Source organism: Nostoc sp. FACHB-190, assembly GCF_014696905.1.
In the GTDB taxonomy this organism is placed as follows: Bacteria; Cyanobacteriota; Cyanobacteriia; order Cyanobacteriales; family Nostocaceae; genus Nostoc_B.
Genome location: NZ_JACJQW010000054.1, coordinates 1 through 24,835, shown reverse-complemented (window position 1 = coordinate 24,835; position 24,835 = coordinate 1). Strand labels below are relative to the sequence as shown.

The following is a 24,835-nucleotide window of genomic DNA, read 5'->3' as shown; positions in this document are numbered from 1 at the left end:
TCGGAGCAGCAATTCTATGTCTAATATTCAGGTGAAGATTACCCTTTTAGATGAGCGTCTGGAAGATGGAGAACTACAAGAAAAAACAGAAAATCTCCTGCAAGATATTAAAGAGACAGTTGAAATAGAGTCTGCCGGTCTTTTGCCAGTAAAGAATTCTGAACAAGGAGCAAAAGATATTGGAGGATTTTTACTGGGGGTGTTGACGGCTGAGGTCAAAGTAGCAAATGTAAAATCTCTGTTCAGGTTCTTGAGTGATCGTCTACTCGGAAAAACCATTGAGATGGAAGTAACAGCTAATGGTAAAACTCTCAAGGTGAAAGCTAGTAGTGCAGTTGAATTGAACGCAGCAATAAAAGCCGCTCAGGAATTTGTAGGAGAATAAGGAGTAAAATATGGCGAAGAAGGTAGCATTACTGGTGGGGGTCAGCAATTACCAACAAGGGCTGTCAGCTTTGCCCAGTGCTACCAGAGATGCCAAGGCTTTGAAGCAAGTATTGCAACATCCAGACATAGGAGGGTTTGCAGAAACTGATATTACCTTGCTATCAAATCAGCCGCAAAACAAGATAGCAGATGCTATATACAGCCTTTTTAACAACTGTAGTTCAGATGACTTAGTGCTGTTCTACTTCTCTGGTCATGGTGTAAAAGATGAAAAGGGAAACCTCTACATTGCCACACCTACCACGCGCACAGACCAAAATAAAAGAGTGCTACCTTATACCGCTATCTCCGCAAGTTTTGTTAAAGACCAAATGACTGCTAGTTCATCTAGGCGACAGGTAGTAATTTTAGACTGTTGCTTTAGTGGGGCTTTTGCTAAAGGATTGACATTGGGTAATAAATCATGGGCAGTTCTTACATCCAGTGATACTGTTGAATATTCCTATGCTCCTGAACCTTCTGAACTCTCAATCTACACCCGTTATTTAGTTGAAGGCATCAAAACGGGAGTTGGAGATTTAAATAATGATGGCAATATTTCGGTAGATGAATTGTATGAATATACCAAAAAGAAGGTAAAAGAAATCTCTCCTAAAATGAATCCGTTGTTAGACAATGGTAGAGGAGGTTACAAACTCGTCTTAGCTAAGTCTCTTCAAGACGATCCAAAGCTGAAATACCGTAAAAAAATAGAAGAAATTGCTCATAAAGAGGAGTGCAAATTTACTTCCTCAAACCGCATTTATGATGGAAATATTACTGATAATTTTCACCGCACTTATCTCGATGATTTACGGAACAGCCTGAATTTGACTAAGGAGGATGCTAAAGTAATTGAAATTGAAGTTTTATCACCTTACCGCTTGCGAAAAGACAAATTAAATAGTTACGGAAAAGTTTTTATAGAGGCAATAAAACAGGGTTATCCACTGAATCTAGAAAACCGTCAAATGCTGAAGGATTTACAGCAAGTTAAGAACTTAAGAGATGAAGATATAGAGTCAATTGAAAAACAAATTTTAGATTCTTTACGAATTTTGCCTACTAGCAACAAGCCATCAACAATCACATCTGTAGCTACTACACGACCAAGCCCTATTCAATCACCGAAGTCCAACAAAACACCAGAAGTTTTTAATCAAGCACCTGGAAAGAAAAATGCAGGCACGAATAAGCCTCCAGCAAAGGTAGTGGAGACACAACGTCCCATTAACTCTACATCATCTCAACCGTCTCAATCTTCAAGACAGGATCAAACTCAAGATAAGCTGGATTCCGAAAAAGGAATTAACTACACTAAACTGCGTGATCTACTAGCAGCAAAGAAATGGAAAGAAGCTGACGAAGAAACAGCCACAGTCATGCTAAAGGCTGCTGGCCGGGAGTTTATAGGTTGCCTATTTGAGGATGATATCAAGAAATTCCCTTCTACAGATTTACACACTATTGACAAACTCTGGTTTTACTATAGCGAAGGACGCTTTGGTTTTAGAGTTCAAAAGCCCATTTATCTTCAAGTCAGCAAGAACTACGAGAAACTTGGTGATCGTCTGGGATGGAAAAAAGAAGGAAAATGGTTGCACTGGCGAGAACTGACTTTTAGCACACAAGCCCCAAAAGGACATCTTCCTAGTGGTACATGTCCCTTGGGCAAGGTTGAGGGGTTGATCTGGGATGGGTATAGTGTAGTGTCAACTCTTCTCTCGCGCAGTGATTTGTAAAATTTAACCCGTAGTGGTTTAGGCTTAATCACTACAAACGGTTTAGTTTGTTATAGTGTCGTTGAAACTATATCTACCTCTACAACCGCGCTAAAAGAGCCAGTCCTCTATCATCAAATCCTTTTGGGGATGCCCAAACGGTTTCATCTTTTAAAAACTCAAGTAAGCTGTCATCATTAAAACTACCATTTCTAGTTTGTGCAAAAAAGTGGCTTAATGCACCTGCAATTCTTCTGGAACCATCCATACTCACCAGAGTTTCTCCAGCCCCATCTGTAAACGCAGCAACACCTGTTATATTATTAATAGGTAAGAACCCGTAGTAAATAGCTTCATCTTTCAAATGTTCGCTGATGAAAGTAGTTTGGTTAGCGAATTCTCCTTTACCTGTAGAACCAAGTAACTCAAGTTTTTTATCCTTTTCGACAACAATAAAACCATCTCCGACTTTTAGCCAGAATAAATAATGCTTGCCTACCACACTCATCAGTAAAGTACACTTCAAATCTTCAACCGAGCAATCTTCTGTTTCTGAAAGCTGTCGTAATGCTTGTATTGCATACTTGATAAACTTATAGGCATATTTTTGACCTTCATCACTTTCATTACAATCAATCATTGGCTCTTGATCCAATATCTCTCGATGAATGGATTCTTTTGAATTTATAAATTTAGCCAATTCCTCAACAACAGACTGAGAACCCAAGTGAGATAGCCTAGCACTTCCAGCACCATCAGCCACAAAAATTGCTGGGTATCTTTGCAATATAAATATTGCCGCATCTTGACATGGCATAGGTGGCTGTGAACGCAGATGTGAACGACCAGTAGTAGTAGCGCGAATACCTCGCCACTCTCTTGTATTGGTAACTGAAGGCAGTTCGGATGGCTCTGGTATTTTGTCTTCTTCAGAATGAACTAATTGTTTTTTAGGTATTACATCTTCTAATAATAAATTTGAGGAATCATTGTCTGTAAGATTCACATTAATCTCTTCATCTATCTTTATTACTTCTTCAGTATTATTATCAGTAAATTCCGATTCTTCTTGATATTCAGTATTTACTAATTTATCTTCCAAAAAACTATTGTTATATTCGGCGTTGTTTATCTCTTGAATTTGATTCTGTGATTTATCATTTTGCTTATTCGATTTAACTTCCTCGATAAGTGCATCAGGGATCACATCTTTTCCTAATTTTTGTTGCAACTCATGCAATGTTCTAATTTGAATATAAAAGTATTCTTTCTTTTTAGAAGATGTTGCATCACTAATGGCGTTTCTAGCAGAAGGATACTTGTCTAAAAGCTCTTTATATTCTTCAATTTTCAAGGAAATCGTTTTTTTTCCCATAACAGCGACCTCAATTTATGATTTTTCACTAAAGTATTAACTCTGAAGTATGTAGAAGTAAATTTTGTTTCTTAGCAGTAACAAATTTTAAATTCCTTAAATTCCAGCAAAATTGATGTTTTTTTAGATATGTAGGGCATAAGCCCTACAATTATTTGTTATAGTTTAGTTTTTTGATATTTATGAGCAATAAAAAGGCTCTGTTACCAAAATTTTGTGTTTTTAGATTTGAATGCTATCCCAACCTCTGGTAGTTGGTAATTCAACACCAGTTCCGGGAGTAGAAACGCTTACTTTCGCCATACTTTGAGAAAGCCACTGGAAGAATTCCCGGAATCGATACTGTGCTAATTTTTTGGGAGGGCGATTGGCAGGACAGAATTCCGCAAGTTTTTTCAGATTACAGTAATCGCCTATACCAATCCCAAAGACAAGCATTTTGCTATCCTCAGCAAGTTCGCGGAGTTGAACCGCAGCCCTAGAGTATTCATCTGTTGGTTCACCATCAGTCATCAGTACAATCCAAGGTTGATAATAGGGAACACCATGTTTTTGATACTGATGTTTGCGGTTTTCTAAAACTTTAATTGCTCTCAAAACTGCTTCACCCATCGGTGTCCTTCCCATAGCGGAGAATGTTGGTGTACTAACTCCTAAAATTGATTGGATAGGAACAACTTCATCTACAGTACTACCAAAAGTAATTATCCCTACTTCCACAGCAAAACGAGCAAAATCATCTTGACAAACTTCTTGGATAAATTGATTAACACCTTGGTTAAGTAGACTAATTGGGTCGCCAGACATACTACCGCTAACATCCAAAACCAACATACACGCACAACGAGGTGTGGGATTTTCAATCAAATCACCATATGGATTGTTGATATACATCGTCATATTGCTGTCTCCAAATCAATTAAATTCCAAGAAATAATTCAAAAATAAGACAATTACAGAAGGGTTTTAAGCAATACTCTATTCACCATTTATGACAGTTTTAGATGATTTAAAAAAATGGATTGCAACCTTAACTCGTCACGAATGATCTTCACTATCTCGGCTGGTTTTTGGTTGTGCTGGTCTGATTTCTGAAGTGTTGTAGTCTCTTTGTATAGCAAAATAGTATTTTTGAAGCACATCTCGCCATTCTTTTACAGAAGCTCGACTCGATGGATCGTTAACACCCTCCTTCAGAGTTTTAATAAAAAGGCTTTTGACATTAAATGTTAGGTGGCTCCAGATGATATACCAAGGCCCTGGTGGTAAAGAACCAACCTCTCCAGGTTTGGGATTACCTTTTCCATATGGGAAATTACCCTTTCGCAAATTTTCTACTGGATTTCCACCACCAACTTGGCTATAAGGATGTTGTCCCAACATTAAACATTGAAACATTAAGATTGCAAGCGAAAACAAGTCACTTTCAATTGTTCTAGTAATTGTCCGAAAATCCTTGCCATGATGCTCTACAGGAGTCATTTCTGGTCTACCGACTGGACAAGGGTAGATTTGAGAACCATTTCTGATTTGATAGCTGTCAGTGTCAATCAAATAAACTTTAAAGGTTGAAGGGTCTGCAAGAAAATTGCCTAAGTTAATATCCCCAAGACAGATTCCTTTTTTATGCAAAAGGTCAATTGTGTCTAAAAGATGTAGTAAAATTTGCACAATGCCTTTTCTATCTATGTTTGGGAAGTATTTTAAATAGAGCATAGGATGAGCTAAGTTACTCAGTGGTAAACCTTTAGCTTTTTTCATTGCATAGCCAATCCATTGATCGTTGCTGTCAAAAACCTCTATTTGTGGCCAAGTTACATAAGGACTCTTGATCAGGTCTTCTAGCACTCGAATTTGAACAAAAACTTTTTCCCTTAATTCGCGTCCTCTTTCTTGTATTTTTTCTTGATTAAATATTTTGACTACAATATTTGGATTTTCTGCCAGCGCATATATATCTCCCTGTCCACCTCTACCTATTTGTTCACCTAGTCTGCGTGGTTGTCTTTGCTCATCATAGATAATCAAATTGCTCATAATATGTCCCAACAGATAATCTGAAGCTGCATAACTAATGTGATCGCGATCACATCTCTTAACACTGTTCATAATTTGACAAAATGAATTATATTTTGTCCGGTGTCATATTATAACAGTCAAATACACTACAATATTATTCGTCTTTTTACAGAAAAATTACTGAATATTCATAGTATTTTCATAGAATACTATTGACTATATAAGTATTATTAATTAGAAACATTAATCTAATTATTCCTTTATCTCGATGGAAGCAGAATTAACTCAATCTAATGCAGAATTAACTCAATCTAATATTGAGAAGATTTTTGAATGGCTCTATCAGAGAGCGATCAATGGAATGCCCGGTTTTGATTCCGCACCAGAAATGGCTCAAAAATATCTTACTAAAGGCGGTAGTATAAATGATAGTGTTAATAGGCTAATCAAGTGGCAAATTGTAAAAGCTGGAACATCAGGCTTTCTCACTGGCTTGGGTGGTCTACTGACGCTACCTGTTGCTGTACCTGCCAATCTCGCCAGTGTTATGTATGTTCATATTAGAATGATCGCAGCTATTGCCTACATGGGTGGATACGATCTTAAAGACGATAGAGTAAAAACTCTGATCTATGCTTGTTTAGTAGGGAATTCTGTCAAAGATATTCTTAAAGACTCAGGAATAATAATAGGTCGAAAGCTTACCGAATCAGCCATTAATAATATTTCTAAACAGACATTAGGAGCAATCAATAAAAAAGTTGGCTTTAAACTGGTTACTAAATTCAGTGAAAAAGGAACAATTGTTTTAGGTCGTGTTGTTCCCTTTGTAGGTGGTGTTATTGGAGCGTCAGTTGATGGAATAGCAACTCAACGAGTCGGTAACATAGCGAGAGAAACATTTATCGTATCTCCTCAAAATTTCGGGGTAGGGAGTTATTCAGATATGCACGACCAACCAAAAGAATTAGAATCAGATTTATCGTAAATAATAGTACGCAAAAAGGTAGCAATTCTTTGAGACGTTGCATGGCAGTTAATGATCGCTTGTCCGTTTTTTCCCAAGTTAGTTAGCTTTTTGTCCTATTTTTCATCTATCTCGGCTAGATTTCTTTTTGAACTTATTCACTAAAATGTCAGCCATACTTATAAAACTGTAGTTAAGTGGATGCCTAAGCGTTTTAAACTTTCAGATTTGAATTGGGTCATCTGGTGGTGGATGCCGCCCAATTTCTCTATCAGCAGCACGAATATTAATTATTCTGGCTCGGTTGAATGCTAATTCTGTGGCTGTTGCGCGTCCTATTGGTGTCAAACCGATAATCAAGAGTGTATCTGTTGACCAAATAAAGTGTTCTCGCCAACTATTAGTGCGAGGATGAAATAAAGGTACTTCTGATAATGACTGTTCATCAAAGGCTTTAAGTTTATCGGATTTTTGGCGATTGCAATGAAAACAAGCCAAAGCTAAATTATCAATTAAATTAGCACCACCTTTGGTAAGAGGAATTACGTGATCTACAGTGAAAAAAACATATTGCCATTGTTCCGATGCGTGGCAATATTCGCACAGAAACTTGGCTCGTTGACGTACTTGATTTTGAGTAGCTTCACTGATATAACGATTTGCAGACAAATCTCTGATTTCCTATAATTCACTTTGGTTTTGAGTTAGCGATGAATTTCTAATCATCCGATTTACAAAACTCAGATAATCGTCTAATTCCTCATATTCATCTAATTCGTTTTCTTCCTCTGAGGTTAGTGGAGATTCTTTTTGCTTAATCAATAATGCTTCAATTCGCTCCTGTACTAAGCTGGAAGCTCGAAAAATCGGCACTCCTTCTACTAGCTCAATGCGAACAGCACCATCTAATGGTAAAGTGTTGGGCAAGTGTGACAATTTCATAGGTAAATTGGTTGTCATAGCATTTATCTTAAAATATACAGTCCTGGTGATAGTGACCCTGTTCAATTTACATACGGTGAAGTTATATAAAAACTGCTGGAATTTCTATCTAAAAGCCAACTTTTTTTCACCAGATACACGTACACTGGAAACTAAAACCAAGTCGGTTGACCCTACCTCAACGTATCTACTAGGAACGAAAGCCAGTGTCAACTTCTGACAAACAATGCCGCATTATTGCCCTGTTTAATCAGGCGGGTGGTGTCGCCAAATCGACACTGACCCAAAACCTGGGATACCACCTAGCAAAACGAGAACATCGTGTTCTCCTCATCGACATAGATCCCCAAGCAAGCTTAACCAAATTCATGGGGTTAGTGCCATCTCAGTTACAAAAAACCATTGCTGATGCCATTATCGACGAGCAGCCCTTACCAATTCATGAGGGCATTCACGGTATGGACTTAGTTCCTGCTAACCGAGTCCTGAGTGGAGCAGAAATGCAGTTAGTAAGTGCTGCCATGCGCGACTTACGCCTCAAGGAAGCCATTGACTCGATTTTAGATGAATACGATTTCATCCTTATAGATTGTCCCCCCAGTTTAGGGTTACTTTCTTATATCTCCTTAGTTGCGGCCACACACGTACTCGTCCCCGTAGAAACTCATCTCAAAGCCTTTGAGGGAACTGACGAACTGTTACAAACTATCACTCACGTAAAAAATAAAGCCAACCGCAAAATCCAAATAGCAGGGTTTGTTCCCACAAGGTATGCTCACCAGAACTCAGCCGATAAACGAGCATTAGCAGCCATACAAGAACAACTTTCGGCTTGGGGTCGGATTTTCCCAGCCATCCCCAGAGCCACCGCTTTTGTTGATGCGACAGAAGAACGTGCGCCCCTGGCAGTGTTTGACTCTAAACATTCTGTAGTCCCTATCCTTGAAGAAATAGCTTTGGCTTTGGAGGCTTTGTGATCCAACGTAAGCAAACTAAGAAAACCTTTGCAGGTCAAATTACAACTCCACCGCCTGCCCCTTGGTTAGACTCACCGAATGCAGAACAGCCAGCCGCTACTGAAACTACTGTCAAGCTTGAAGATATAGTTCTGCCTCAACACCAACCCAGACGCTACTTTGACCCACAAGCCTTAAAAGAATTAGTAGAGTCAGTTAAACAGCATGGTATCCTTCAACCTTTGTTGGTGCGTCCGTTAGGTGGGGGAAAATACGAATTAGTAGCAGGAGAACGACGCTTAAGGGCAGGACAAGAAGCCAAGCTTGAAGTTGCGCCTGTGGTTGTGCGTGAGCTATCTGATGACCAAGCGTTTCAGTTGGCTTTGATTGAAAACCTGCAACGAGAAGACCTTAACCCAGTTGAAGAAACCGAAGGTATCTTGCACCTGTTAGCAATCCGGCTGCATTGTGATGTAGAAGCCGTCAAATCCTTACTGTACCGCATGAAAAACGCTCACAGCAAAGGGCAAGAGCAGCAACCAGAGTCATTAGATGAATCTAGGAGAAACGTTTCTCCTAACTCAGAATCAACTGAATCTGTTGACCAAACTTCTGACAATTTAGATGAGGAAACAGAATCTAGGAGAAACGTTTCTCCTAAAGTGGATTTGGAGCAATCAAAGACGGTAGAACAGGTATTTGAGAGCCTGGGACTGATGAATTGGCTATCATTCACTACCAAGCGTTTACCATTGCTCAATCTGCCATCAGAAATTTTAACGGCATTGCGAGAGGGCAAGTTGGAATACACAAAAGCCCAAGCCCTGGCACGGGTTAAAGATGAAGAATTACGAAAACAACTCTTGTCAGAGGCAATAACTAACGATTGGTCTTTAAGCCAAATCAAAGAACAAATCATCGCCAGCACACCTTCTGAAACACCATCATCTAAAACACCTGACCAAGTACCAGAACGGCTAAAAGATATCACCCAGCGCATTAAAAAGCGTCAGCTATGGAAAGAACCTAAAAAGCAAAAACAGCTAGTAAACCTTCTAAATAAGCTAGAAGCCTTACTTGCGGATGAGTGACGGGAAATGAATTTTCAGGTAATCTCTACGAATAGTTGAAAAAATCTGTGAGCAACTTTAGGTGCAGAGGGAGAAACAGAGATGGCTTCAGATTCACAGATTCGAGCATTACTCAAAGCTTGGTTAGATTACATTCACTTAGAAAATTTGAGTAATGCCAAAGTAGAACCTGATGATTCGGAACAACCAAACATCTGGGACTCTCTTGTAAATCTGGTAGGCGATAAATTATTAATAGACGAATCTTTATTTAAAGAACTAAAACAACCCTTTAAAAGCTCAAAGAATAAAATACAATCCAAATTACCATCAATTGCTGTAGCTTTCCCGCAGCTTTATATAGTTGAATCGAATCGCCGTCAATTTCGCCCGTTGTTCACCATTAACGTTTCTCCAATATTCGAGGGCAATTATCGTAGTAGCGGATGGGATTTAAAAGAGTACGAATTTCAGCCTATTATTCCAAATTTGATGGAATGGTACGGGCTAGAGGAAGAAGCGGCTGAGTCCCTAGTAACAAAGGAAGGGCTGAAAGTTTTTCTTGAAACTACTTTCAACCGTACCTTTAAGACACTACAGGATTTTCTGGGACTGATTGAAATACCGCCGTTTCCTGTACGGTCAAAACTTCTCCCTTATCTGTTGGATTTTGACTATACTCCTTTTAATTACAACCTCAAAAAAGATTTTCAAAAAATCAGCGAACAAAATTATTTTCCTTGGGCAAGACCAGGACACCCAGCTTACGAATACCTGTTTGGACAACCAAAAGAACCTCGGCATGAAGTAATTTTTTTGGGTGCTTTTCCCAACTCCCAGCCGGATGACTATCAAGCACAAGCTATCAAACATTCCCAGTCCGAACCTGTTACTGCTGTGATTGGCCCACCGGGGAATGGCAAGACCACACTGTTGTTACATGAGATAGCGCAGCAAGTGGTAAGTCGAGCCGTGGAATTAGCAACAACGGGTCAAGATAGAAGTAACCTAACTGTAGTGACAAGCACTAACAACTATGCTGTAAAGAACGTTGAGAAAATTTTAGCCAGTAACTTAACCTCTGACCGTTTCTACTTATCAGGAGGGTCAAGGGATTTAGTTGATAGTCAAGTGTTACCTAGTTTACAAGCTGCACTCGACTGGTTAGCCAAAGAAACGTTTAATTACGATGAATGGTCGTCAGCCCAGCAACAATTGTTAGCAGGTGTTCAACAAATAGAATTTTACAAAAAACAAGACTCAGAGCAGCTTCAACAGAAAAGTGTTGATGAACAAATATTAGAGTCAGTACGCCAAGATATACAATCACTTGAGTCAGCAATCAAGACCTTTGAACTTCAGCCATCATCACAGTTAGAATATTCACGCGATTACTCTGAATTTCCAGTAGAAGCCTACCAGCAGATAGGGCAACATCTTGACAACGCTAGGCGTTCTTTACCTCAAGAAAATTACAAACAGAGTTCTACTAGAAAGGACTTCTGGTTTGTCAAGTTTTTGAAGTTGATTAAACGATTCTGGCACTCGATAACCAAAACCAGCCCTCATCATGTTCTCAAACGGTTGCACAAACAAATAGAGATGCCTGTGCTGGCAACGCTGGCCACACCATTTCCCTTTCAAATCCCACTAACAACTGAATCTCTCATAGCAGCAGCGCAAAATGTTGACCAGTTACGTAAAGAGGCTTTGAACTGGCAGCAACAACAAAATAGTTTTGACAGCACATCACAGCAGCGAGAGTTATTACAGCAACAACTTACTGACCTTATTATTCACCAAACAGAAGTTGAAAACCGACTTGCTACTTATCCCACCAAAGATTTTTACAGCCGTTTCTACAGTGAATTGCACTCACAGCAGGTAGAGTTATTTGAGTGGGCTTGGCAATTTCAACAGCAAGAAGCTCGGCGACGGAAAGATGAGGTAATAACTTCTATTAGAACTTACATTGCATTATTAAATGGCGAATGGGAAGCTTACCGTCAGTTAAGTCAGAATTGGAGAAACATTTATCGGGATATCAGCCTATTATTTCCGGTGTTTCTTTGCACTTTGCACTCCATCCGCAGTTTGTTACCCTATCCCGATAGTGGCTGTATTGACCAAGTAATTGTAGATGAAGCGGGTCAGATTCCACCACATCAGATTTTTCCGGTTTTAGTACGGTGTAATCGGGCTTTGATTGTAGGTGATCCATTGCAATTGGAGCCAGTTGTTAATTTGAGCAACCAGAGGAAAGAGGAATATCGTAGTAAATCTTTTCTGGAACAGGGGCTTACAGATGCCGATTATGACCGCTACAGCCCCACAGCTACCACAGCCTATCACCGAGCAGCCGGGGCATCAGGGCAACCAGGGGACATTGGTAATGGCATTATCCTAAAATATCATTACCGTTGCGTTCCTGTGATTGCTGATTTTTGCGATCGCTTGTGCAATTACGGCATGATCATCAAAACTGAACCGAAAGCGTCTCGGTTAGGTAGTAACCTGATTGCTTGCAATGTAGAAGGGAAGCTAGAGAACAACGTTAATTGGGCAGAGGTTGATGCAGTAGAAGCGTTGATTGAGGAGTTGTTAGCGGCGGATTATTGCTTAAATCCTACTGACTCTCTTAACGAAATTGGCGTAATCTCACCTTACCGCCGTCAGGTAAATGCCTTGACTCAACGTTTAAAATCTCGCTGGACTAATTTTTCAGACAAAAGCATTGGCACAGTTCACACATTCCAAGGCGGACAGAAATCAGTGATAATTTTCTCGACTCGCCAATGTCAATCAACTGATAGCCTTTGGTTTATTAATCGCCGACCTAATTTACTCAATGTGGCTGTGAGTAGGGCGCGAGAACTGTTTATCCTGGTGGGGAATTTGGGACGAATTTCTGAGGGTGGTTACAGCAGAGAATTGGTGGAATATATTAGGGAATTTGGCGAAATAAGATAACTTAACTAAGTTTTAAACGCCAAATTCAAAATACTATCTTATACACCTCAGAAAACCATTAGTATTAGCGATGTCTTTTGAGCAAAGTCTAAAATTATTTAGGGTAGTGTCTATCCATTTTCCTCTTCCATTCCTGCCAGGATTTCCAGAACTGGTTTTGCAAGTGGCATATAGTAAATTACCTTGGACTTCGATATCATAACAGCTTTGTCGGTAGGAACCTGATGGCGCATCACTGTCTCCCTTCACGCAAGTTAAAAACCCATCCAAGTTATAGATATCGCCTCGACATTTATCAAAGTTTTCCAGAACGGCAATCTGAGGATAGCCTCTTCTATCTTTGCAATAACCTTGTAAGTGGGAAGAATTTGCTGAACTTACTACAACTTGCACTTGAGTGCAAGTTGCTTGATAAGAACCAGAAGGTAATCTGGTTCGTGCATAAGCAATTTGAATAGAACTTGTCAGTAAAAGAGTAATAGGGATTAAAAAACGAGTATGAATAATTTTAGCCATATATATTAATACTCCAATCTCTTTAAGCAAAAAATTTTGCGGAAATTAAATAATAAATTGGTTAGTCAATCAGGATGTGCTAAATAAACTTTCCCCCTATATCGGTGGCTACTGTCCTTTGAATCCATATCATGAGTTAAAATCTCATTTTTTGTTTCAAATCACAGCTACCCATGTACTAAACAACAACCATAACAATGATGACAATGTTGATTACAGTGGTGGCAATGTCCTGAACAGTGATGCTCTAAATTATTGGATGAAAATTTCCATATAGTTTGTGTTAATAAATCCTTATCCTTGTCTACAATTGATTTTTTTACTGATGATACAATTAATACGCGTTGGCTATCGTCTGAAGTCTCGATTAGAATCTCATCCCTATCAAGTGTAATAAAATCACGATGTAGTACGGTTACTCCAAAAGTATCTTCCATATTGAGTGTAGATAATGTAAGACTCATTTCTACAAAAAAATCTAAGTTGTCAATAATTGGTAAATCTAGATTATTTCTATAACCAAATTCTAAAGGATACCAATTGAAAACATTATTTGATAATATCTCTAATTTCCATGTATGAGGAACTAAACAAAGTTCATTATTATATTTAACAGGTCTTGAGTAAAACTTACCATCCTGAAAATTTTCTACCAGTCTTTCTGTTTCATCAATATTAAAATGTTTATGCAATAAGCATATTCCAATCTTTTCTTGCAAATCGTATTTGCGTATTATACACCCCAGTTCTGGAAGGATTTTTTCTACTTCTAATAGTTTGGTTTTGGCAGTATCAAAATCTCTTAATTTTGAAAATACTTCACTTGAATATTCAGCCAACATTTAATATTGATCCTTAATTAATACTTAATACTTAGTTTTAAATTTCATTGAATTGATGATTTTTACAATTTGAGGCGTGCAAATTATCAATTATTAGCTTAAACAGCACCGATATTTACTTCGCAATGATGTAAATTTAAGCAATTTCTGTGAATTATTTTCCAAGCCGTCTATTGGCATTTACGGCACGAAAATAGCCATAAAGACCTGTTACTAAGGGAATTGCAAAAATAGAAATACCAGGAAGTATTAATAAAATGCTTAAAATAAGTGGTATTAAGAAATCTGCAAATGTCCCAAAATAGAAAGCACAACCGACAAAGCCGAAAAATAACCCTACAAAGAAGGCAACAATAGGATTTTTCTCTGATTGAAGTTTTGGAAGATAATCAAAAAAAATGAAATTTAGGAATGGCATTGTTATTTTTAAGTGTTGTTTTAGTTATTTACGAAAGATTAATTTACTAATTAAGTATAATATAGATAAAGGTACAAAACCAATAGCTGCAAGAATAACAGCCCCAGAAGATAGCGTTTTATTATTTCCGTTACTATTAGTAGCAAGAACAATAGTTCTATCTTCAAAATATCTATGTTTGAGTTGTTCTTCACTATAAACATTACTCACTTCTAAAATAGAAGTAGTAGCGTTTTTTTCGGTCACTTCATAGTTTGCTTGAAAATAATTATAAGTATCTTTTGAAAAAGAATTACCAAAATCTACATTAATATTTAAGATTAATAATATAAAAAATAAGTCCATTGCAATGCAAGCCTTAAGTATCTGATATATACATTAATACTAAAAATCTAAAATCACACCTTATTTCAGTATTGTTAATTATAGTATATAGCATGATGAATTACACCCAAACTCACTACTTGAACAAATTTACATAAAAATTATAGATTTTAGATATTAATACATTTTTTGTTGCTTGGAAAAATAAATATAATAACCAGATTTTAAATTTAATATAGAATCATTTATTAATATATTTAAAAATATGACATTCATTTAATTCTCTTTATCAATAAGACTTATTAATAAAGTCAGGAAAATTTAAAATTAGTGTTCGCTATCAAAAATCAAGCAGCTAAATTGGGTATCTCGGCGGACACTCTACATTAAATAAACTAAATTCTGAGCAGAGGAAAAAAGGAAATTCAGAACTCGTTGCGAATCATGCGGCAACGCGGAGTCTTCGGGGCGGGCTTGCGGGACTGGTCGGCCCAACCAATAATCATTCTGCCCGTCCCGAAGACCGTATGAGTCGAGCGAAGCGGCAACGAGTTCGGGCAGCAACACGACTCATCGACTAAAACCCCTAGAGCGTTGCTTCTGCTCAAGGATTTCTCTCTGCTTTGCTTCAATCAAAATCTCATTCCAAGTCCGCCCACTAGGTGCAACTCTTTTAGCCTGTGGCAGCATTTTTTGAACGACTTGCGCTGTTTCATTGCCCTGTTCATCATTATTAAATGCCAAAGCAATTCTGTTCACATCCTTGAGCAATTCAAGGGGCAACGAGTTCGGGTCATCAACAGCCATGTACAGTGTTCTAACTGGTGGCTGTCCCTTGTGTGCATCCCTATCAATATGTGCAATTGACAGTGCCTCAATTGGGGAATCACACAAGATAACTCTCTCGATTTTATCGTCAGGTTCTCCACCCAACTTGAGGTGAAACCATCCCTTTGAGCGATCGCTATTTTCAGGGTACTCCATACACCGATTGTCAAGGCGTGTGGTATCCCAAACCAGTGCGCCTGACTTTTCACCGTTCAGATCGCGCTTAATAAAGACAACATTTTCCTGCTGGTCTACATAACCTAACCCCTGGCGTTGTAATGCCCCTACAAGGAAATTGGTTAAACCGCGTTTTTGAGTGAGGTAATTTTGCAATACCGGGCGTAAACTTTCATCTTCTGGTGGTGGAGTGAATTGAGTTTGTTTGAGTTCAATTTCTTGAAGAAACTTTTCTAACTGCTCAATTGGCAGTGGTTTATCAGGAATCAGCAGAATTAGATTAATGCGCTCATCATCACGCTCTGGCTGGTAGTCAACACCACGATGTTTTTGCAAACCAGGGAAGGTATAAGCTGCACCTAATTGCGTGCCACTAAAAGCAATTCCATCTTTCTCATAAGAAATGCCTTTTGACTTCCCATTCCTGGTAAATCCTGTTCTTACACTAATACCAGCTTGCTGCAACCGCACAATCAATTCAGGCATCTGAGGATTGTCAACAGATGCGCGGTCAATTGTCTGCTGAATTGACTCTTTAACACTGGTTTCTGGTGGAGTATCACGCCTACCTTGCGAATATTCTTCTTGCTCTCGCTGAATGCGCCGAAATTGTCCTGTACTTTGGGTGCGATTTAGTCTTTCTCTACTGCCTTGGACTTGAACTAAATCATAGTCAATTTCAATCTGTCGCAGCACTTTTTCAGAGCGTACATAATCCCAAGAATCATCAACCAGTAACCCTGTGTCCATTCTGATTCGGCTGGCGGCAATGTGGACATGATCATCATCGGTGTTTTCGTGGCGAAAGATGGCATATTGATTAACATCAAAACCCATTTCTTTCATGTAGCGATTGCCAATTTCACACCATTTATCTTCAGAAATTACGTCATCCTTGGCTGCTGACAATGAGACATGATAAACAACACGCTCGGCATCTGGGTTTAATTGTCGAGACAGTCGAAATTCACTAGCTAATTCTCTGGGATTTCTGCCACTCATGTTACCGCCAATCAGCTTGGCATTTTCGCTATTGTGCAAGTAATCTAACAGCTTGCGAAAACCCCTACCTTTTGTCTGCTTGCCAATCATCTTCTTCCTCCTCCTCATCTTCTTCCCAGTCGTCATCCTCTGTCTCAACTTGTGCAATGTCCCGTCTGCACTGATGCAACACTTCTAAAAGTTCTTCTAACAGTTTTGGGTTAGCTGGTAGAGTACGCCCCATCTTTATGGCTGTGTTTGTGGCTTTGACAAGCTGATTTAAGTTGTTACCAATTTGTCCTAATTCCCAATATGTTTTTAAACTAATCTTGCTCAGTCGTTTGGGCAGTGGTCGCAGTAATCCGTTACGCCTCATCAATTCACTCGCTGACATTCCTGAATCTGCTGATTTCAACCGCAGCAAGTCCAACTCAATCTCACTTAATCTCAGTGAAAATAGATGCTTCCTGACGAGTCTTTTTGACTGCTTTCGATTGACCATTTTTCGGCACAACACGAGGGGGGTTTTTTAAGGGGGTACTCCCCCTTGAACAAGCCGTCGTCCGAGCGCAGCGAGGTAAAGCGTCAGCTTTAAGACATGGCTTGCTTCTAGCCGAATTTTGGGAGAGGTTGCGGGGACTGGAACGAAATCAGACGGCGTAGCCGTTCTGCTGTCAATGCTACAACGGAGAGAAAAGGATAGCAACGGCGAAGCCGAGAATTTTCAAAAATTAAGCAGGAGGTAGATTCTGGTTCGGCGTAGCCGCTATATAAAAATTCTAGATTCAGCGAAGCTGTATTAGTCAGATTTATTGGTACAGTTTGAATGAGAATATCAGCGAAGCTGACACAGAAAATAATTGTTCAGCGAAGCTGTAATACAAATTGATAATTCGGCGTAGCCGTAATATGAGATTTTTTCAAAGTATCAGGAAGAGTAAAAATAACGGCGTAGCAGTCACAGTAAAAAGGAGATTCGGCGTAGCCGCAATAGTCAATTTTTTTTAGGATTTTGAATCAGATATTTTCAAACAAGAGATAATTATCAATTAATTGGTATTCATGAGATAACAATGGCTGAACAGCAGATTTCAGAAGTGATTACGAAAGAAAAGATTGATAAGGCTATTGAACTGCTGAAGGAGCAGAAGCCAAAAGAGCGAGAAGATGTATCAGACAGAGAAGCCATTCAGAAGATGAGACGGTATATCGAGAAGCTGACTTCTGACAAGTACGGCTACACTTACGATGAAGTTTCAGAGATGCTGAAGGGGTTAGGGATTAATTTAACTGGCAGCAGAATCAAATATTTAGTAGGCAAGTTGAAGAAAAGCAGCCGCCGCCGTCACAAGGCAGAGCCAAGCAGCGACAGTAGTACGTCAGAGAATCAGGCTACTGAAAATCAGTCAGCAGTTGTTGACAGCCGCTTCGCTGAAGAATCAACAGTAAAGAGTACGAAAGGCAAGAGAAAAAATCAACAGCCAGCAGTGCAGGAACCAAAAGAGAAATCAGAATTTTGAGCAGCAGCAACCCAGAAAACAACAGCACCGAGGTTTTTATGAGGAGTAGTGATATTTTCGCCTCCTTGGAAACCTTTATCACCTGAAAAGGGTTGAGATTTATCAAATTTATTTTGAGATTGACGAAACAATTTTATATCTGCTGTTGGCCCAGGAACGCCTACTTCTACTTCAACAATATCCTTACCTTCTGGTATACCAATCATTAAACTTTTCAATGTATGTTGTCTCTTCTTGCCAGAAAAATATTTTTGTTGTTCTTTTTGCTCAGAATTCTTATATATTGGCTGTTACAGGCTATCGACCAACAGCCTAAAATTAGTTAACACTTCTTGAACAAATAGTAAATCGCTCTCATTATTTGAGACTTATTCTAATAAACTGGAGGGTAAGATAAAAGACTGAGAAATTTAGAAGTAATTGGGAGCAAAACGTCAGGGGTTATTCCGACTTTATACACAAATTAACAAGAAAGATCAAACCAACAAACGAGTTCGGAGAATCTTGTGCAAATCATAGAATCCTTATTTATTTTTCAAAAAATAATTTACAAAATTTGATTTAAGATTCCCTCAGTCAATGCCATTAACCTTAAGCAAACCGTCTATAGTTAAAACTGTAGCGATAAAGGTAGAAAGTTTTGTATGCGTATCCTTTCTGAACTTCAGACAAGAAAGATTGGATTGTTTGAATTAATAAGAATGAGTTTCAAGTTATATTTCGAGTATTTCGGAATTTTTTTTAGCTTTTTCTGCGTGACATTATTGCCTTTTTTAATTATTTTCCAATTTTTTAGTTTTGATTCCAATCCTATTTTAGGGATTCTATTTATTATATTTTATGTGATTATTGTATTTCCAGTTTATGTTAATGGATTAACTATTCTTACAGAAGGCTACGTATTAGGGGAGAATCCCCAAATTGATGTTGCTATCAAACGTATTTTATCTCGAATTATACCCTTGACTGGGTTAAGTATAAGATTTGGTATTATTTGTTTCTTGCTGTCTTTATTACTCATTATTCCAGGTATTATTTATGCTGTAAATAACAGTTACTATGGACAAGCTTTTATACTTCGAGGTCAAACAGGTAAAGCAGCATTTGAATACAGTCGCTCCTTAGTCAAAGGTAACTGGTGGAAAGTATTTTTGTTATCCATTATATCTTCTATAATCATTTCACAGTATGAAAAATGGATAGCGAAAATTCTAAATAGGGTTCTTATAGACTTTCCAGCATTAGTTGCTATTATTGGCGACATAATATCAATAAACTTAGTTGCAGCTGTAACTATAATTAGTGGGGTTTTGCTCTTTCTCAACTTAGAGTTTCAAAAACAACTAAGATAAGAAAAAATCTTTCTAATATGCGCGTATGATTGTTGGCTTAGAAGGTTTGATGGTGGCATTTCGCACAGCAGCTAATACAGGTCGTACTGCCGATAATACAGAAAGTCTGAGAAATACATCACGAAAGTCACTGGCTGGCAGTTGGGTACTGGTGAACGTCCGAAGTTTTTCCCGCCGCCGTCAAATGAACTTGGGCAGGGTTAAATTTTGGTTGATTGAGTGACGCACATTACGCCATCTTTGGCGGTAAGTTTTTTTGTCGCCGGGAATGCTTGAAAAATCGTCACTTTGACGGTGAATACTGCTGCTGCACATTGCTTGTGCATGAGAGTGCAGTAATTGTTATGCACTTTTAATGTGGAACACGGCATAAGCAATGTGCTAATGCCGTATTTAGCAGTATTTTTTATGCACTTATAAAGTGAAGTACATTATTAGCACGTTGTTTTATGATGCAAAACACATTATTTGTAATGTGCTAACAAGGTGTTTCACTGTAAAAGCACCTTGTTTTTACGGTAGAAAGCAGTAATCTTAATGTACTCATGCTGTAAAGAGCGTCAGTGCGTCGTTTCAAGGCATAGTGAACGGGACGCTCACTCAATGATTAAGTAGACAATCATGAAGGGGAGCATCTTTTATTACTGATAGGTCAGTAGAAATTAAAAACCGATAAATTTTAGAGCGTCGCTATCGGGTTACAGTTTGTTTGCATCGGGGCAAAGTCTGAGTAAACTTCGACGGGTAAGCAACGCAAGATAATCATCAGCAAGCCAGCCCTAACAGCCGGGGTGCAACTGTGCAGAATCCGCCGCATTGCAGTATTAGTAACCCTTGTGGCAACTTCAGCTATATACTTCAGGGAATCATCGGGTGATGACTCCGATTCTGTAACCAGCATGGGGAAGTATTCATGGGCAAACCATCTTTCCTCATCGCTCAGGTCTGTCAAATTTTTATTACTATCGCTATAAAGACTATCTAATAGCAGTAGTAATATTTTTTTGAACTTGCGCCACCCCCCCCAACGCTCGGTAAATCGACTTACCCAACTTTGGGAGATGTCCAGAATCTTGGCGATCGCAGTTTGACCAATTTTTTGGTGAGACTGCCAAAGCTGGGTGAAAGTGTTGACAATGGCGTGTCCGGTCTGCTGTTCGCGGCTACCCGCTTCAACGCAGAATTCACACGCATCAACAACCTCTAATTTCACTCCTGGCAGTTCCGCAAGGAGGAAACTGAGGTCATAGTCAGCACAGAAGTAGAAAGTTAGCTTTTCTCCTGGGCGACGGTGGGCGCGTAATCGGCCAATCTCTTGAATAATTTCCGCCCTGACTAACTGGATAAGATACTCTTGGAAAGTGCTGTTCTTGTCTTCAAGGTTGACCTTAACACCTGTCATTACCTGAAAATGTGCTGCCAACGTACCGATATTCTGGTAGGGGATGCCAAAGCTGGCGATTGCATCGGCATCACTAAAGCGGTTAACCCCACGACCATCGACAAAGTGACCGTATTCAATGCGGTCTTCTGCCTCTTGTGCAACTTGTTTCCACTCGATAATGCCCAAACGCTTGTGGAGTTTGAGAAAGGTGTCCTTGAGGGCATTAACACGGGCAGTTAAGGAACGGGAGCGATTTTTAGACAGTTTACCTAGTCCAGTAACGTTAACAGCTGTTAAATTGCTGTAGTCAGGGCGTGACTGCTCGATGATCAGCAGGGGTTCATGGTAGTTGAGTTTGACTTTCAACTGTTCTGGGGGGGTAGTAGCATCGAGGTAAATATTAAATTGGGCAGAGTTGGCCAAATCTCGATATTTGGAGTCAGGGCGGGAAATAGTAATTTCACCCCATTTACAAGCCAAGTAACCTTCACCCTTCCAAGCTTCCAGGAAATCAGGTAGCCAATACAAAGGCAAATCCAGAAATTCTCTACCGACTTGTTTTGCGCTTTCCTTAACTAGCTTCTTAGCAGCAAAACGGGCGGCGGCACTTTTTTTAAGTTGTTGATCTGCCTGGATATCGAGAGAATCTAAATCAGCAAGAAATTCTAAATTAGGCTCTACAATCTGCCGAATCCCTTCAATATCTAAATCTTGTGGGAATTCGGGTAAAAATGTCCTGAATGCCGCATCATCAAAGCCATAGCGAGAATCAGGCTTAATATTTTGAGCAAGAAGCGATCGCAAAATCTGGAAAACTGGCTGGAGTTTTGACCATTGCTCAGGCGGTAAGCCAGTAGCCAGTTGCCCTACGGTAGTATCAAAATCTTTTAACTTGACTTGAATTTCTCGCACAGGCTGAATGAGTGTACCCGCTTCTTCCCAAATCCGCCCAAGGGTGAAAGGTTGACCAGCAGCGTTAGTTAAAGTGACTGGTGTAGAATCTGGATGCGCTCGAATTTCGGAATAATTTTGAATAACTGTGCGCTTAAGATAGCGGAAGCCGAAACCATTACCATGAGCAAAACGGCACTGGTTTTGGAGCGGGCAACCGTTACAGATAGGGCTAATAGAGCTTTCTTCAAAATCCAAACTGACAAAGTTTTTGTCACGGAAGCCTTCAAATAAGTAACTTCTGTGACAATTGCCAATGGTATCAGGAGTTTCACCCAGTTTTGGACGCACCTGAAACGGCTCACCCATTGGGGTTGTGCGGGTGGGGTCGATTTTTAAGCCATTGTGCCGTACTGGGAGGTCAACGAAATTAGCCTCAATGGGGAGTGTTGAGGGGTTACGGTGGTTGGCATCCTGGTAGATTAGTTTTTCAATCCCGAAAAGGGCGGCGGTAAGTTGACCAGCATTGTGCGACTTGCCTAAACCGGGGTGTGAATTATCTAAAATCTGTGTCCAGCCTTTAGAGATGGCTTCGACCCAGGCGGCAATATGCTCATCTGGGGAACAAGTAATAGAAATATCACCTGTAACGTCGCTCCGGTGCGGGATATTGCCCCGCTTGTAGATAATTACTTGGCGTACTGGGGCGGTAATTTCGGGTTCGGGCTTTGGTGCTGGTGGTGCTGAAAATCCTTTGGCTGCTGCTGTAACAAATGGGGAGATCGCCTGCTTTAATAAATCTTTGAAACTGGTCAAATCTTCTCGGACTTGTCCTAGTTCCCACTGTTCGCGGCTAATCAGCCCTTGGTCACGTTGATATGGTTCGTACTGCCGTTGCGGGAAGCGAAAGCCGTACTGTTTGGCAATGTGAAACAGTGTTCCAATCGAGATCCCCCCACGTCGGAAACTGCGAATCTTGGCGCGAATATTCCAGGTTGTACCAGGAATGGAAGGCGACCACTTCTCAGCGATAATTTCGGCTTCAGATGCCCCATAGTGATTGACCAAAGCCATCAACACTTGGCGGCATTCGTCGTAATTGCCACTGCCTGGGCTGCGCGGTGGAATGAATGATAGTGCTTGCTGGATTAGCTGCTCAGTGTCCCAACCTTCAACGTCGGAGATTTCACGAAACTGTTGACGGCGTGACTCGATTTCTTTGATGCGTTGCTGGTATTCTTCCCTCTCCTTTTGGGCGATCGCAATTGCTGAACTTACCCACTCATCTGGTAGGGTTGCCTGGGGGTTGACTATGAGAAATTCTGCTTCTGTGTTGCCATAAAATACACGGCTGGCATCCTTACACGCTGGGTCATGCGGTAGCTGCTGCATCAGGAAGCGCGTACAAGCTTCTACTGTGTCAGCACCCTCAATATATTGGGGCAGAGGGAAAATCAACCGGAATTTATGCCAGTCAGGTTTATGGCTGGCAGTGGTGTACATTAAAGCGCAGTGCTTTTGAATGAAGGGATGGGCTAGGGCTTGTTCAATGGTTAATTCTGGATCGTAAACCTTAATAGAATTGCCGTTTGCATCTTTGATTGGCTTGCCATCCTCATCACGGGCAATAGAGGAATTATCGATGTCCAGTAGTAGCCAATGAGAACCGATGACGTTGGCTTTACTTCGCCATTTACCACCTAACAATCCTGCACAGATGGCGTGGCCTGCTTTAATGTGCTGCTGCACATCTTCTAGAGTGCCTTCACAGTCACGGAAGTTGGCCGCAAGTTTTTTAAAGTCCCAGTCTTTATTTCTGCCACAAGTGTTGACAGCGAATTTAAACTTCGACACAGGGCTTTGGCTTTCTGCCAAAGCGTCGTTGTTATTTATCACAGATGTACCCTCAAATAACTGGTTTTCAGTATTTGGAGGGGGTTAGCGCACTGCTACACCTGATATCTATGAGATTTACTATTTTGCGTGTTTAAGCTTTTTTCTGCGTTCAGAAAAAATAATAAATATGAATGCAAAAATTCCAAGTGAAAATATGTTAATTTTCACAGCACCTCATATAATATGAGAAGGCAGCGCGGAACGATCTCTTTCGCCAATCAGTGGTCATTAGCTTCCAACTTACTTCCACTTATTTGGTCTTTTAGAGATAAACCCCGCTTCCCAGTATTTAAATTATTTAGTTTTTTATATCGGGCAAAGCGTTCACTACTTAGTTGCGCTTTGTCTTTTTAGTTTTTGGTGCTTTGTTATTTACCTCCTTTACAAGCTTCATTTAGGTAATAGCCTGATTTTACAGAACTTCTGGTCATCTAATATCTAATAAGACCTGATTTTTACTTGAAATTACTCAATAAATCGGTTGATGTACTTCTGATTAGTCATGCTACTCCCTTACCTTCATCCGTTGAAGAAGATTGCCTGTACTCTCGTAGAGCTTTCGTCACCAAACGCTCTACTAGGTTCGACAAAGTACGATCCTCTGATTCGGCTATAGCTTCCAGTTCCTCTCTTAGTTCATGAGAGCAAGTAAAAGTGATCTTTGCTTTTTTGGTTTGGCCCATAGCTTCAGAAGATATTAGATATCTCCAGTATCTTCCGAAGCTTGTTCAATGTGTAATATTTCCGAAGCTATAGTTTTTATTTGACAGCTTCAGAAGCTATAGATTACAATAACAGACAAGACAGCAAAACAGCAAGCACCGCTAACTGATCTGTGTCCACCGAGTAAGGGAAAGCTATATAAATCAAACCTTTTAGCGTGTGGATTTAACAAAATAGCAGTAACTATCAGATGCTTGTCTTACGTTTGTCAGTATCTAATGCTGACTATCAATTACTATTCGACCATTTACCAATAGATGCTCTATGAAAGCGTCAAACTCTGCACGGGGACTTGATTTAGATTCCCCTGGCTTGTTTTGCGAAAGTTATGTTACAAAATCTGAACTTGCAAGAATTCTTAACGTTGCTCGTTCAACTTTAGTCAGTTGGGACGGCATTGCACTATACCGCATAGATAGCTATCTGTAGCGAACTGCAAACATCCAGGGCTAAAACTGCAAACAAGGCGATTTTGAAACCACATTATTTGCAAATAAGGTTCTGCTCAAAACGACATTATTTGCAAATGAAACTGCA

Annotated in this window: 25 protein-coding genes; 10 read left to right on the top strand and 15 right to left on the bottom strand. The window is 39.7% G+C overall.

Annotation, left to right across the window (positions count from 1 at the left end; translation table 11 throughout):
* The first annotated feature begins 16 nt into the window (after positions 1-16).
* Positions 17-385, top strand: a complete 369-nt coding sequence (locus tag H6G28_RS32560; RefSeq protein ID WP_190677132.1) for a hypothetical protein — start codon at positions 17-19, stop codon at positions 383-385.
* Between the two features lie 10 nt (positions 386-395).
* A complete protein-coding gene (locus tag H6G28_RS32555) occupies positions 396-2,168 on the top strand; it encodes a caspase, EACC1-associated type (RefSeq protein WP_190677131.1) in 1,773 nt (590 codons plus the stop codon).
* A 79-nt stretch (positions 2,169-2,247) separates the two neighbouring features.
* On the opposite strand, the gene H6G28_RS32550 is transcribed toward H6G28_RS32555, so the two are convergent.
* The 3 genes from H6G28_RS32550 to H6G28_RS32540 form a co-directional block, all read right to left on the bottom strand.
* Positions 2,248-3,522 (bottom strand): PP2C family serine/threonine-protein phosphatase, encoded by a 1,275-nt coding sequence (locus tag H6G28_RS32550; protein WP_190677129.1) that lies wholly within the window; start codon positions 3,520-3,522, stop codon positions 2,248-2,250.
* Positions 3,523-3,744: 222 nt separating this feature from the next.
* Positions 3,745-4,422 (bottom strand): vWA domain-containing protein, encoded by a 678-nt coding sequence (locus H6G28_RS32545; protein ID WP_242054713.1) that lies wholly within the window; start codon positions 4,420-4,422, stop codon positions 3,745-3,747.
* Between the two features lie 138 nt (positions 4,423-4,560).
* On the bottom strand, positions 4,561-5,631 hold the full coding sequence (locus tag H6G28_RS32540) for a protein kinase domain-containing protein (RefSeq protein ID WP_242054712.1): 1,071 nt from the start codon (positions 5,629-5,631) through the stop codon (positions 4,561-4,563).
* Between the two features lie 178 nt (positions 5,632-5,809).
* Here H6G28_RS32540 and H6G28_RS32535 point away from each other — a divergent pair, with 178 nt between their 5' ends.
* Positions 5,810-6,529 (top strand): EcsC family protein, encoded by a 720-nt coding sequence (locus tag H6G28_RS32535; protein ID WP_190677127.1) that lies wholly within the window; start codon positions 5,810-5,812, stop codon positions 6,527-6,529.
* A 201-nt stretch (positions 6,530-6,730) separates the two neighbouring features.
* Here the strand turns inward: H6G28_RS32535 and H6G28_RS32530 are convergent, their stop codons facing one another.
* Both H6G28_RS32530 and H6G28_RS32525 read right to left on the bottom strand, forming a co-directional pair.
* Positions 6,731-7,177, bottom strand: coding sequence for an HNH endonuclease (locus H6G28_RS32530; RefSeq protein WP_190677125.1), 447 nt, complete (start codon positions 7,175-7,177; stop codon positions 6,731-6,733).
* A gap of 12 nt (positions 7,178-7,189) precedes the next feature.
* The gene (locus tag H6G28_RS32525; protein WP_190677123.1) at positions 7,190-7,468 is read right to left on the bottom strand and encodes a hypothetical protein; all 279 of its coding nucleotides are present in this window, start codon (positions 7,466-7,468) and stop codon (positions 7,190-7,192) included.
* Between the two features lie 188 nt (positions 7,469-7,656).
* On the opposite strand from H6G28_RS32525, the gene H6G28_RS32520 reads away from it, so the two are divergent.
* The 3 genes from H6G28_RS32520 (at position 7,657) to H6G28_RS32510 (ending at position 12,446) form a co-directional block, all read left to right on the top strand.
* Positions 7,657-8,427: a ParA family protein gene (locus H6G28_RS32520; protein WP_190677121.1), complete on the top strand. Its 771-nt coding sequence runs from the start codon at positions 7,657-7,659 to the stop codon at positions 8,425-8,427.
* The gene (locus H6G28_RS32515; protein WP_397330351.1) at positions 8,424-9,497 is read left to right on the top strand and encodes a ParB/RepB/Spo0J family partition protein; all 1,074 of its coding nucleotides are present in this window, start codon (positions 8,424-8,426) and stop codon (positions 9,495-9,497) included. Before H6G28_RS32520 ends, H6G28_RS32515 begins: the two co-directional genes overlap by 4 nt.
* An 81-nt stretch (positions 9,498-9,578) precedes the next feature.
* On the top strand, positions 9,579-12,446 hold the full coding sequence (locus H6G28_RS32510; protein ID WP_190677119.1) for a DEAD/DEAH box helicase: 2,868 nt from the start codon (positions 9,579-9,581) through the stop codon (positions 12,444-12,446).
* Positions 12,447-12,479: 33 nt separating this feature from the next.
* On the opposite strand, the gene H6G28_RS32505 is transcribed toward H6G28_RS32510, so the two are convergent.
* From H6G28_RS32505 to H6G28_RS32480, 6 genes are all read right to left on the bottom strand, one after another.
* Positions 12,480-12,962: a hypothetical protein gene (locus H6G28_RS32505; RefSeq protein ID WP_190677117.1), complete on the bottom strand. Its 483-nt coding sequence runs from the start codon at positions 12,960-12,962 to the stop codon at positions 12,480-12,482.
* A 167-nt stretch (positions 12,963-13,129) separates the two neighbouring features.
* Complete coding sequence (locus H6G28_RS32500; protein ID WP_190677116.1) at positions 13,130-13,804, bottom strand: glycerol-3-phosphate ABC transporter substrate-binding protein; 675 nt, start codon at positions 13,802-13,804, stop codon at positions 13,130-13,132.
* A 154-nt stretch (positions 13,805-13,958) separates the two neighbouring features.
* The gene (locus H6G28_RS32495) at positions 13,959-14,222 is read right to left on the bottom strand and encodes a hypothetical protein (protein ID WP_190677114.1); all 264 of its coding nucleotides are present in this window, start codon (positions 14,220-14,222) and stop codon (positions 13,959-13,961) included.
* A gap of 24 nt (positions 14,223-14,246) precedes the next feature.
* Positions 14,247-14,567, bottom strand: a complete 321-nt coding sequence (locus H6G28_RS32490) for a hypothetical protein (protein ID WP_190677112.1) — start codon at positions 14,565-14,567, stop codon at positions 14,247-14,249.
* A gap of 549 nt (positions 14,568-15,116) precedes the next feature.
* The gene (locus H6G28_RS37160; RefSeq protein ID WP_242054711.1) at positions 15,117-16,643 is read right to left on the bottom strand and encodes a relaxase/mobilization nuclease domain-containing protein; all 1,527 of its coding nucleotides are present in this window, start codon (positions 16,641-16,643) and stop codon (positions 15,117-15,119) included.
* Positions 16,618-17,034 carry a plasmid mobilization protein gene (locus H6G28_RS32480; protein ID WP_190677110.1) on the bottom strand — a complete coding sequence of 139 codons (417 nt, stop codon included), beginning with the start codon at positions 17,032-17,034 and terminating at the stop codon, positions 16,618-16,620. The genes H6G28_RS37160 and H6G28_RS32480 overlap by 26 nt, the downstream gene beginning before the upstream one ends.
* A 571-nt stretch (positions 17,035-17,605) precedes the next feature.
* Here H6G28_RS32480 and H6G28_RS32475 point away from each other — a divergent pair.
* Entirely contained in the window at positions 17,606-18,052 is a 447-nt protein-coding gene (locus tag H6G28_RS32475; protein WP_190594774.1) for a hypothetical protein, read from the top strand.
* Here the strand turns inward: H6G28_RS32475 and H6G28_RS32470 are convergent.
* Positions 18,007-18,336 carry a transposase family protein gene (locus tag H6G28_RS32470; RefSeq protein WP_190594789.1) on the bottom strand — a complete coding sequence of 110 codons (330 nt, stop codon included), beginning with the start codon at positions 18,334-18,336 and terminating at the stop codon, positions 18,007-18,009. The genes H6G28_RS32475 and H6G28_RS32470 overlap by 46 nt on opposite strands.
* A gap of 471 nt (positions 18,337-18,807) precedes the next feature.
* Here H6G28_RS32470 and H6G28_RS32465 point away from each other — a divergent pair, with 471 nt between their 5' ends.
* Entirely contained in the window at positions 18,808-19,404 is a 597-nt protein-coding gene (locus H6G28_RS32465) for a hypothetical protein (RefSeq protein WP_190594775.1), read from the top strand.
* Between the two features lie 25 nt (positions 19,405-19,429).
* A complete protein-coding gene (locus H6G28_RS32460) occupies positions 19,430-19,627 on the top strand; it encodes a hypothetical protein (protein ID WP_190677108.1) in 198 nt (65 codons plus the stop codon).
* On the opposite strand, the gene H6G28_RS32455 is transcribed toward H6G28_RS32460, so the two are convergent.
* The 3 genes from H6G28_RS32455 to H6G28_RS32445 all read right to left on the bottom strand — a co-directional run bounded on the left by H6G28_RS32455 (position 19,605) and on the right by H6G28_RS32445 (position 24,258).
* Positions 19,605-19,775: a hypothetical protein gene (locus H6G28_RS32455; RefSeq protein WP_190594777.1), complete on the bottom strand. Its 171-nt coding sequence runs from the start codon at positions 19,773-19,775 to the stop codon at positions 19,605-19,607. The genes H6G28_RS32460 and H6G28_RS32455 overlap by 23 nt on opposite strands.
* A 308-nt stretch (positions 19,776-20,083) precedes the next feature.
* Positions 20,084-23,575 carry a PriCT-2 domain-containing protein gene (locus H6G28_RS32450; RefSeq protein WP_190677106.1) on the bottom strand — a complete coding sequence of 1,164 codons (3,492 nt, stop codon included), beginning with the start codon at positions 23,573-23,575 and terminating at the stop codon, positions 20,084-20,086.
* Between the two features lie 500 nt (positions 23,576-24,075).
* On the bottom strand, positions 24,076-24,258 hold the full coding sequence (locus H6G28_RS32445) for a ribbon-helix-helix domain-containing protein (RefSeq protein WP_190677104.1): 183 nt from the start codon (positions 24,256-24,258) through the stop codon (positions 24,076-24,078).
* A 304-nt stretch (positions 24,259-24,562) separates the two neighbouring features.
* Between H6G28_RS32445 and H6G28_RS32440 the strand changes: the two genes are divergently transcribed.
* Positions 24,563-24,727 carry a hypothetical protein gene (locus H6G28_RS32440; protein ID WP_190677102.1) on the top strand — a complete coding sequence of 55 codons (165 nt, stop codon included), beginning with the start codon at positions 24,563-24,565 and terminating at the stop codon, positions 24,725-24,727.
* The last annotated feature ends 108 nt before the right edge of the window (positions 24,728-24,835 follow it).

Excerpts from the sequence above, each read along its gene's own strand:
- H6G28_RS32545 (WP_242054713.1), bottom strand. The coding sequence starts at position 4,422 with ATGACGATGTATATCAACAATCCATATGGTGATTTGATTGAAAATCCC.
- H6G28_RS32555 (WP_190677131.1), top strand. The coding sequence starts at position 396 with ATGGCGAAGAAGGTAGCATTACTGGTGGGGGTCAGCAATTACCAACAA.
- H6G28_RS32560 (WP_190677132.1), top strand. The coding sequence starts at position 17 with ATGTCTAATATTCAGGTGAAGATTACCCTTTTAGATGAGCGTCTGGAA.
- H6G28_RS37160 (WP_242054711.1), bottom strand. The coding sequence starts at position 16,643 with ATGATTGGCAAGCAGACAAAAGGTAGGGGTTTTCGCAAGCTGTTAGAT.
- H6G28_RS32495 (WP_190677114.1), bottom strand. The coding sequence starts at position 14,222 with ATGCCATTCCTAAATTTCATTTTTTTTGATTATCTTCCAAAACTTCAA.
- H6G28_RS32525 (WP_190677123.1), bottom strand. The coding sequence starts at position 7,468 with ATGACAACCAATTTACCTATGAAATTGTCACACTTGCCCAACACTTTA.
- H6G28_RS32440 (WP_190677102.1), top strand. The coding sequence starts at position 24,563 with ATGAAAGCGTCAAACTCTGCACGGGGACTTGATTTAGATTCCCCTGGC.
- H6G28_RS32490 (WP_190677112.1), bottom strand. The coding sequence starts at position 14,567 with ATGGACTTATTTTTTATATTATTAATCTTAAATATTAATGTAGATTTT.
- H6G28_RS32510 (WP_190677119.1), top strand. The coding sequence starts at position 9,579 with ATGGCTTCAGATTCACAGATTCGAGCATTACTCAAAGCTTGGTTAGAT.
- H6G28_RS32475 (WP_190594774.1), top strand. The coding sequence starts at position 17,606 with ATGGCTGAACAGCAGATTTCAGAAGTGATTACGAAAGAAAAGATTGAT.
- H6G28_RS32445 (WP_190677104.1), bottom strand. The coding sequence starts at position 24,258 with ATGGGCCAAACCAAAAAAGCAAAGATCACTTTTACTTGCTCTCATGAA.
- H6G28_RS32500 (WP_190677116.1), bottom strand. The coding sequence starts at position 13,804 with ATGTTGGCTGAATATTCAAGTGAAGTATTTTCAAAATTAAGAGATTTT.
- H6G28_RS32455 (WP_190594777.1), bottom strand. The coding sequence starts at position 19,775 with ATGCCGTGTTCCACATTAAAAGTGCATAACAATTACTGCACTCTCATG.
- H6G28_RS32480 (WP_190677110.1), bottom strand. The coding sequence starts at position 17,034 with ATGGTCAATCGAAAGCAGTCAAAAAGACTCGTCAGGAAGCATCTATTT.
- H6G28_RS32550 (WP_190677129.1), bottom strand. The coding sequence starts at position 3,522 with ATGGGAAAAAAAACGATTTCCTTGAAAATTGAAGAATATAAAGAGCTT.
- H6G28_RS32460 (WP_190677108.1), top strand. The coding sequence starts at position 19,430 with ATGATTGTTGGCTTAGAAGGTTTGATGGTGGCATTTCGCACAGCAGCT.
- H6G28_RS32505 (WP_190677117.1), bottom strand. The coding sequence starts at position 12,962 with ATGGCTAAAATTATTCATACTCGTTTTTTAATCCCTATTACTCTTTTA.
- H6G28_RS32540 (WP_242054712.1), bottom strand. The coding sequence starts at position 5,631 with ATGAACAGTGTTAAGAGATGTGATCGCGATCACATTAGTTATGCAGCT.
- H6G28_RS32535 (WP_190677127.1), top strand. The coding sequence starts at position 5,810 with ATGGAAGCAGAATTAACTCAATCTAATGCAGAATTAACTCAATCTAAT.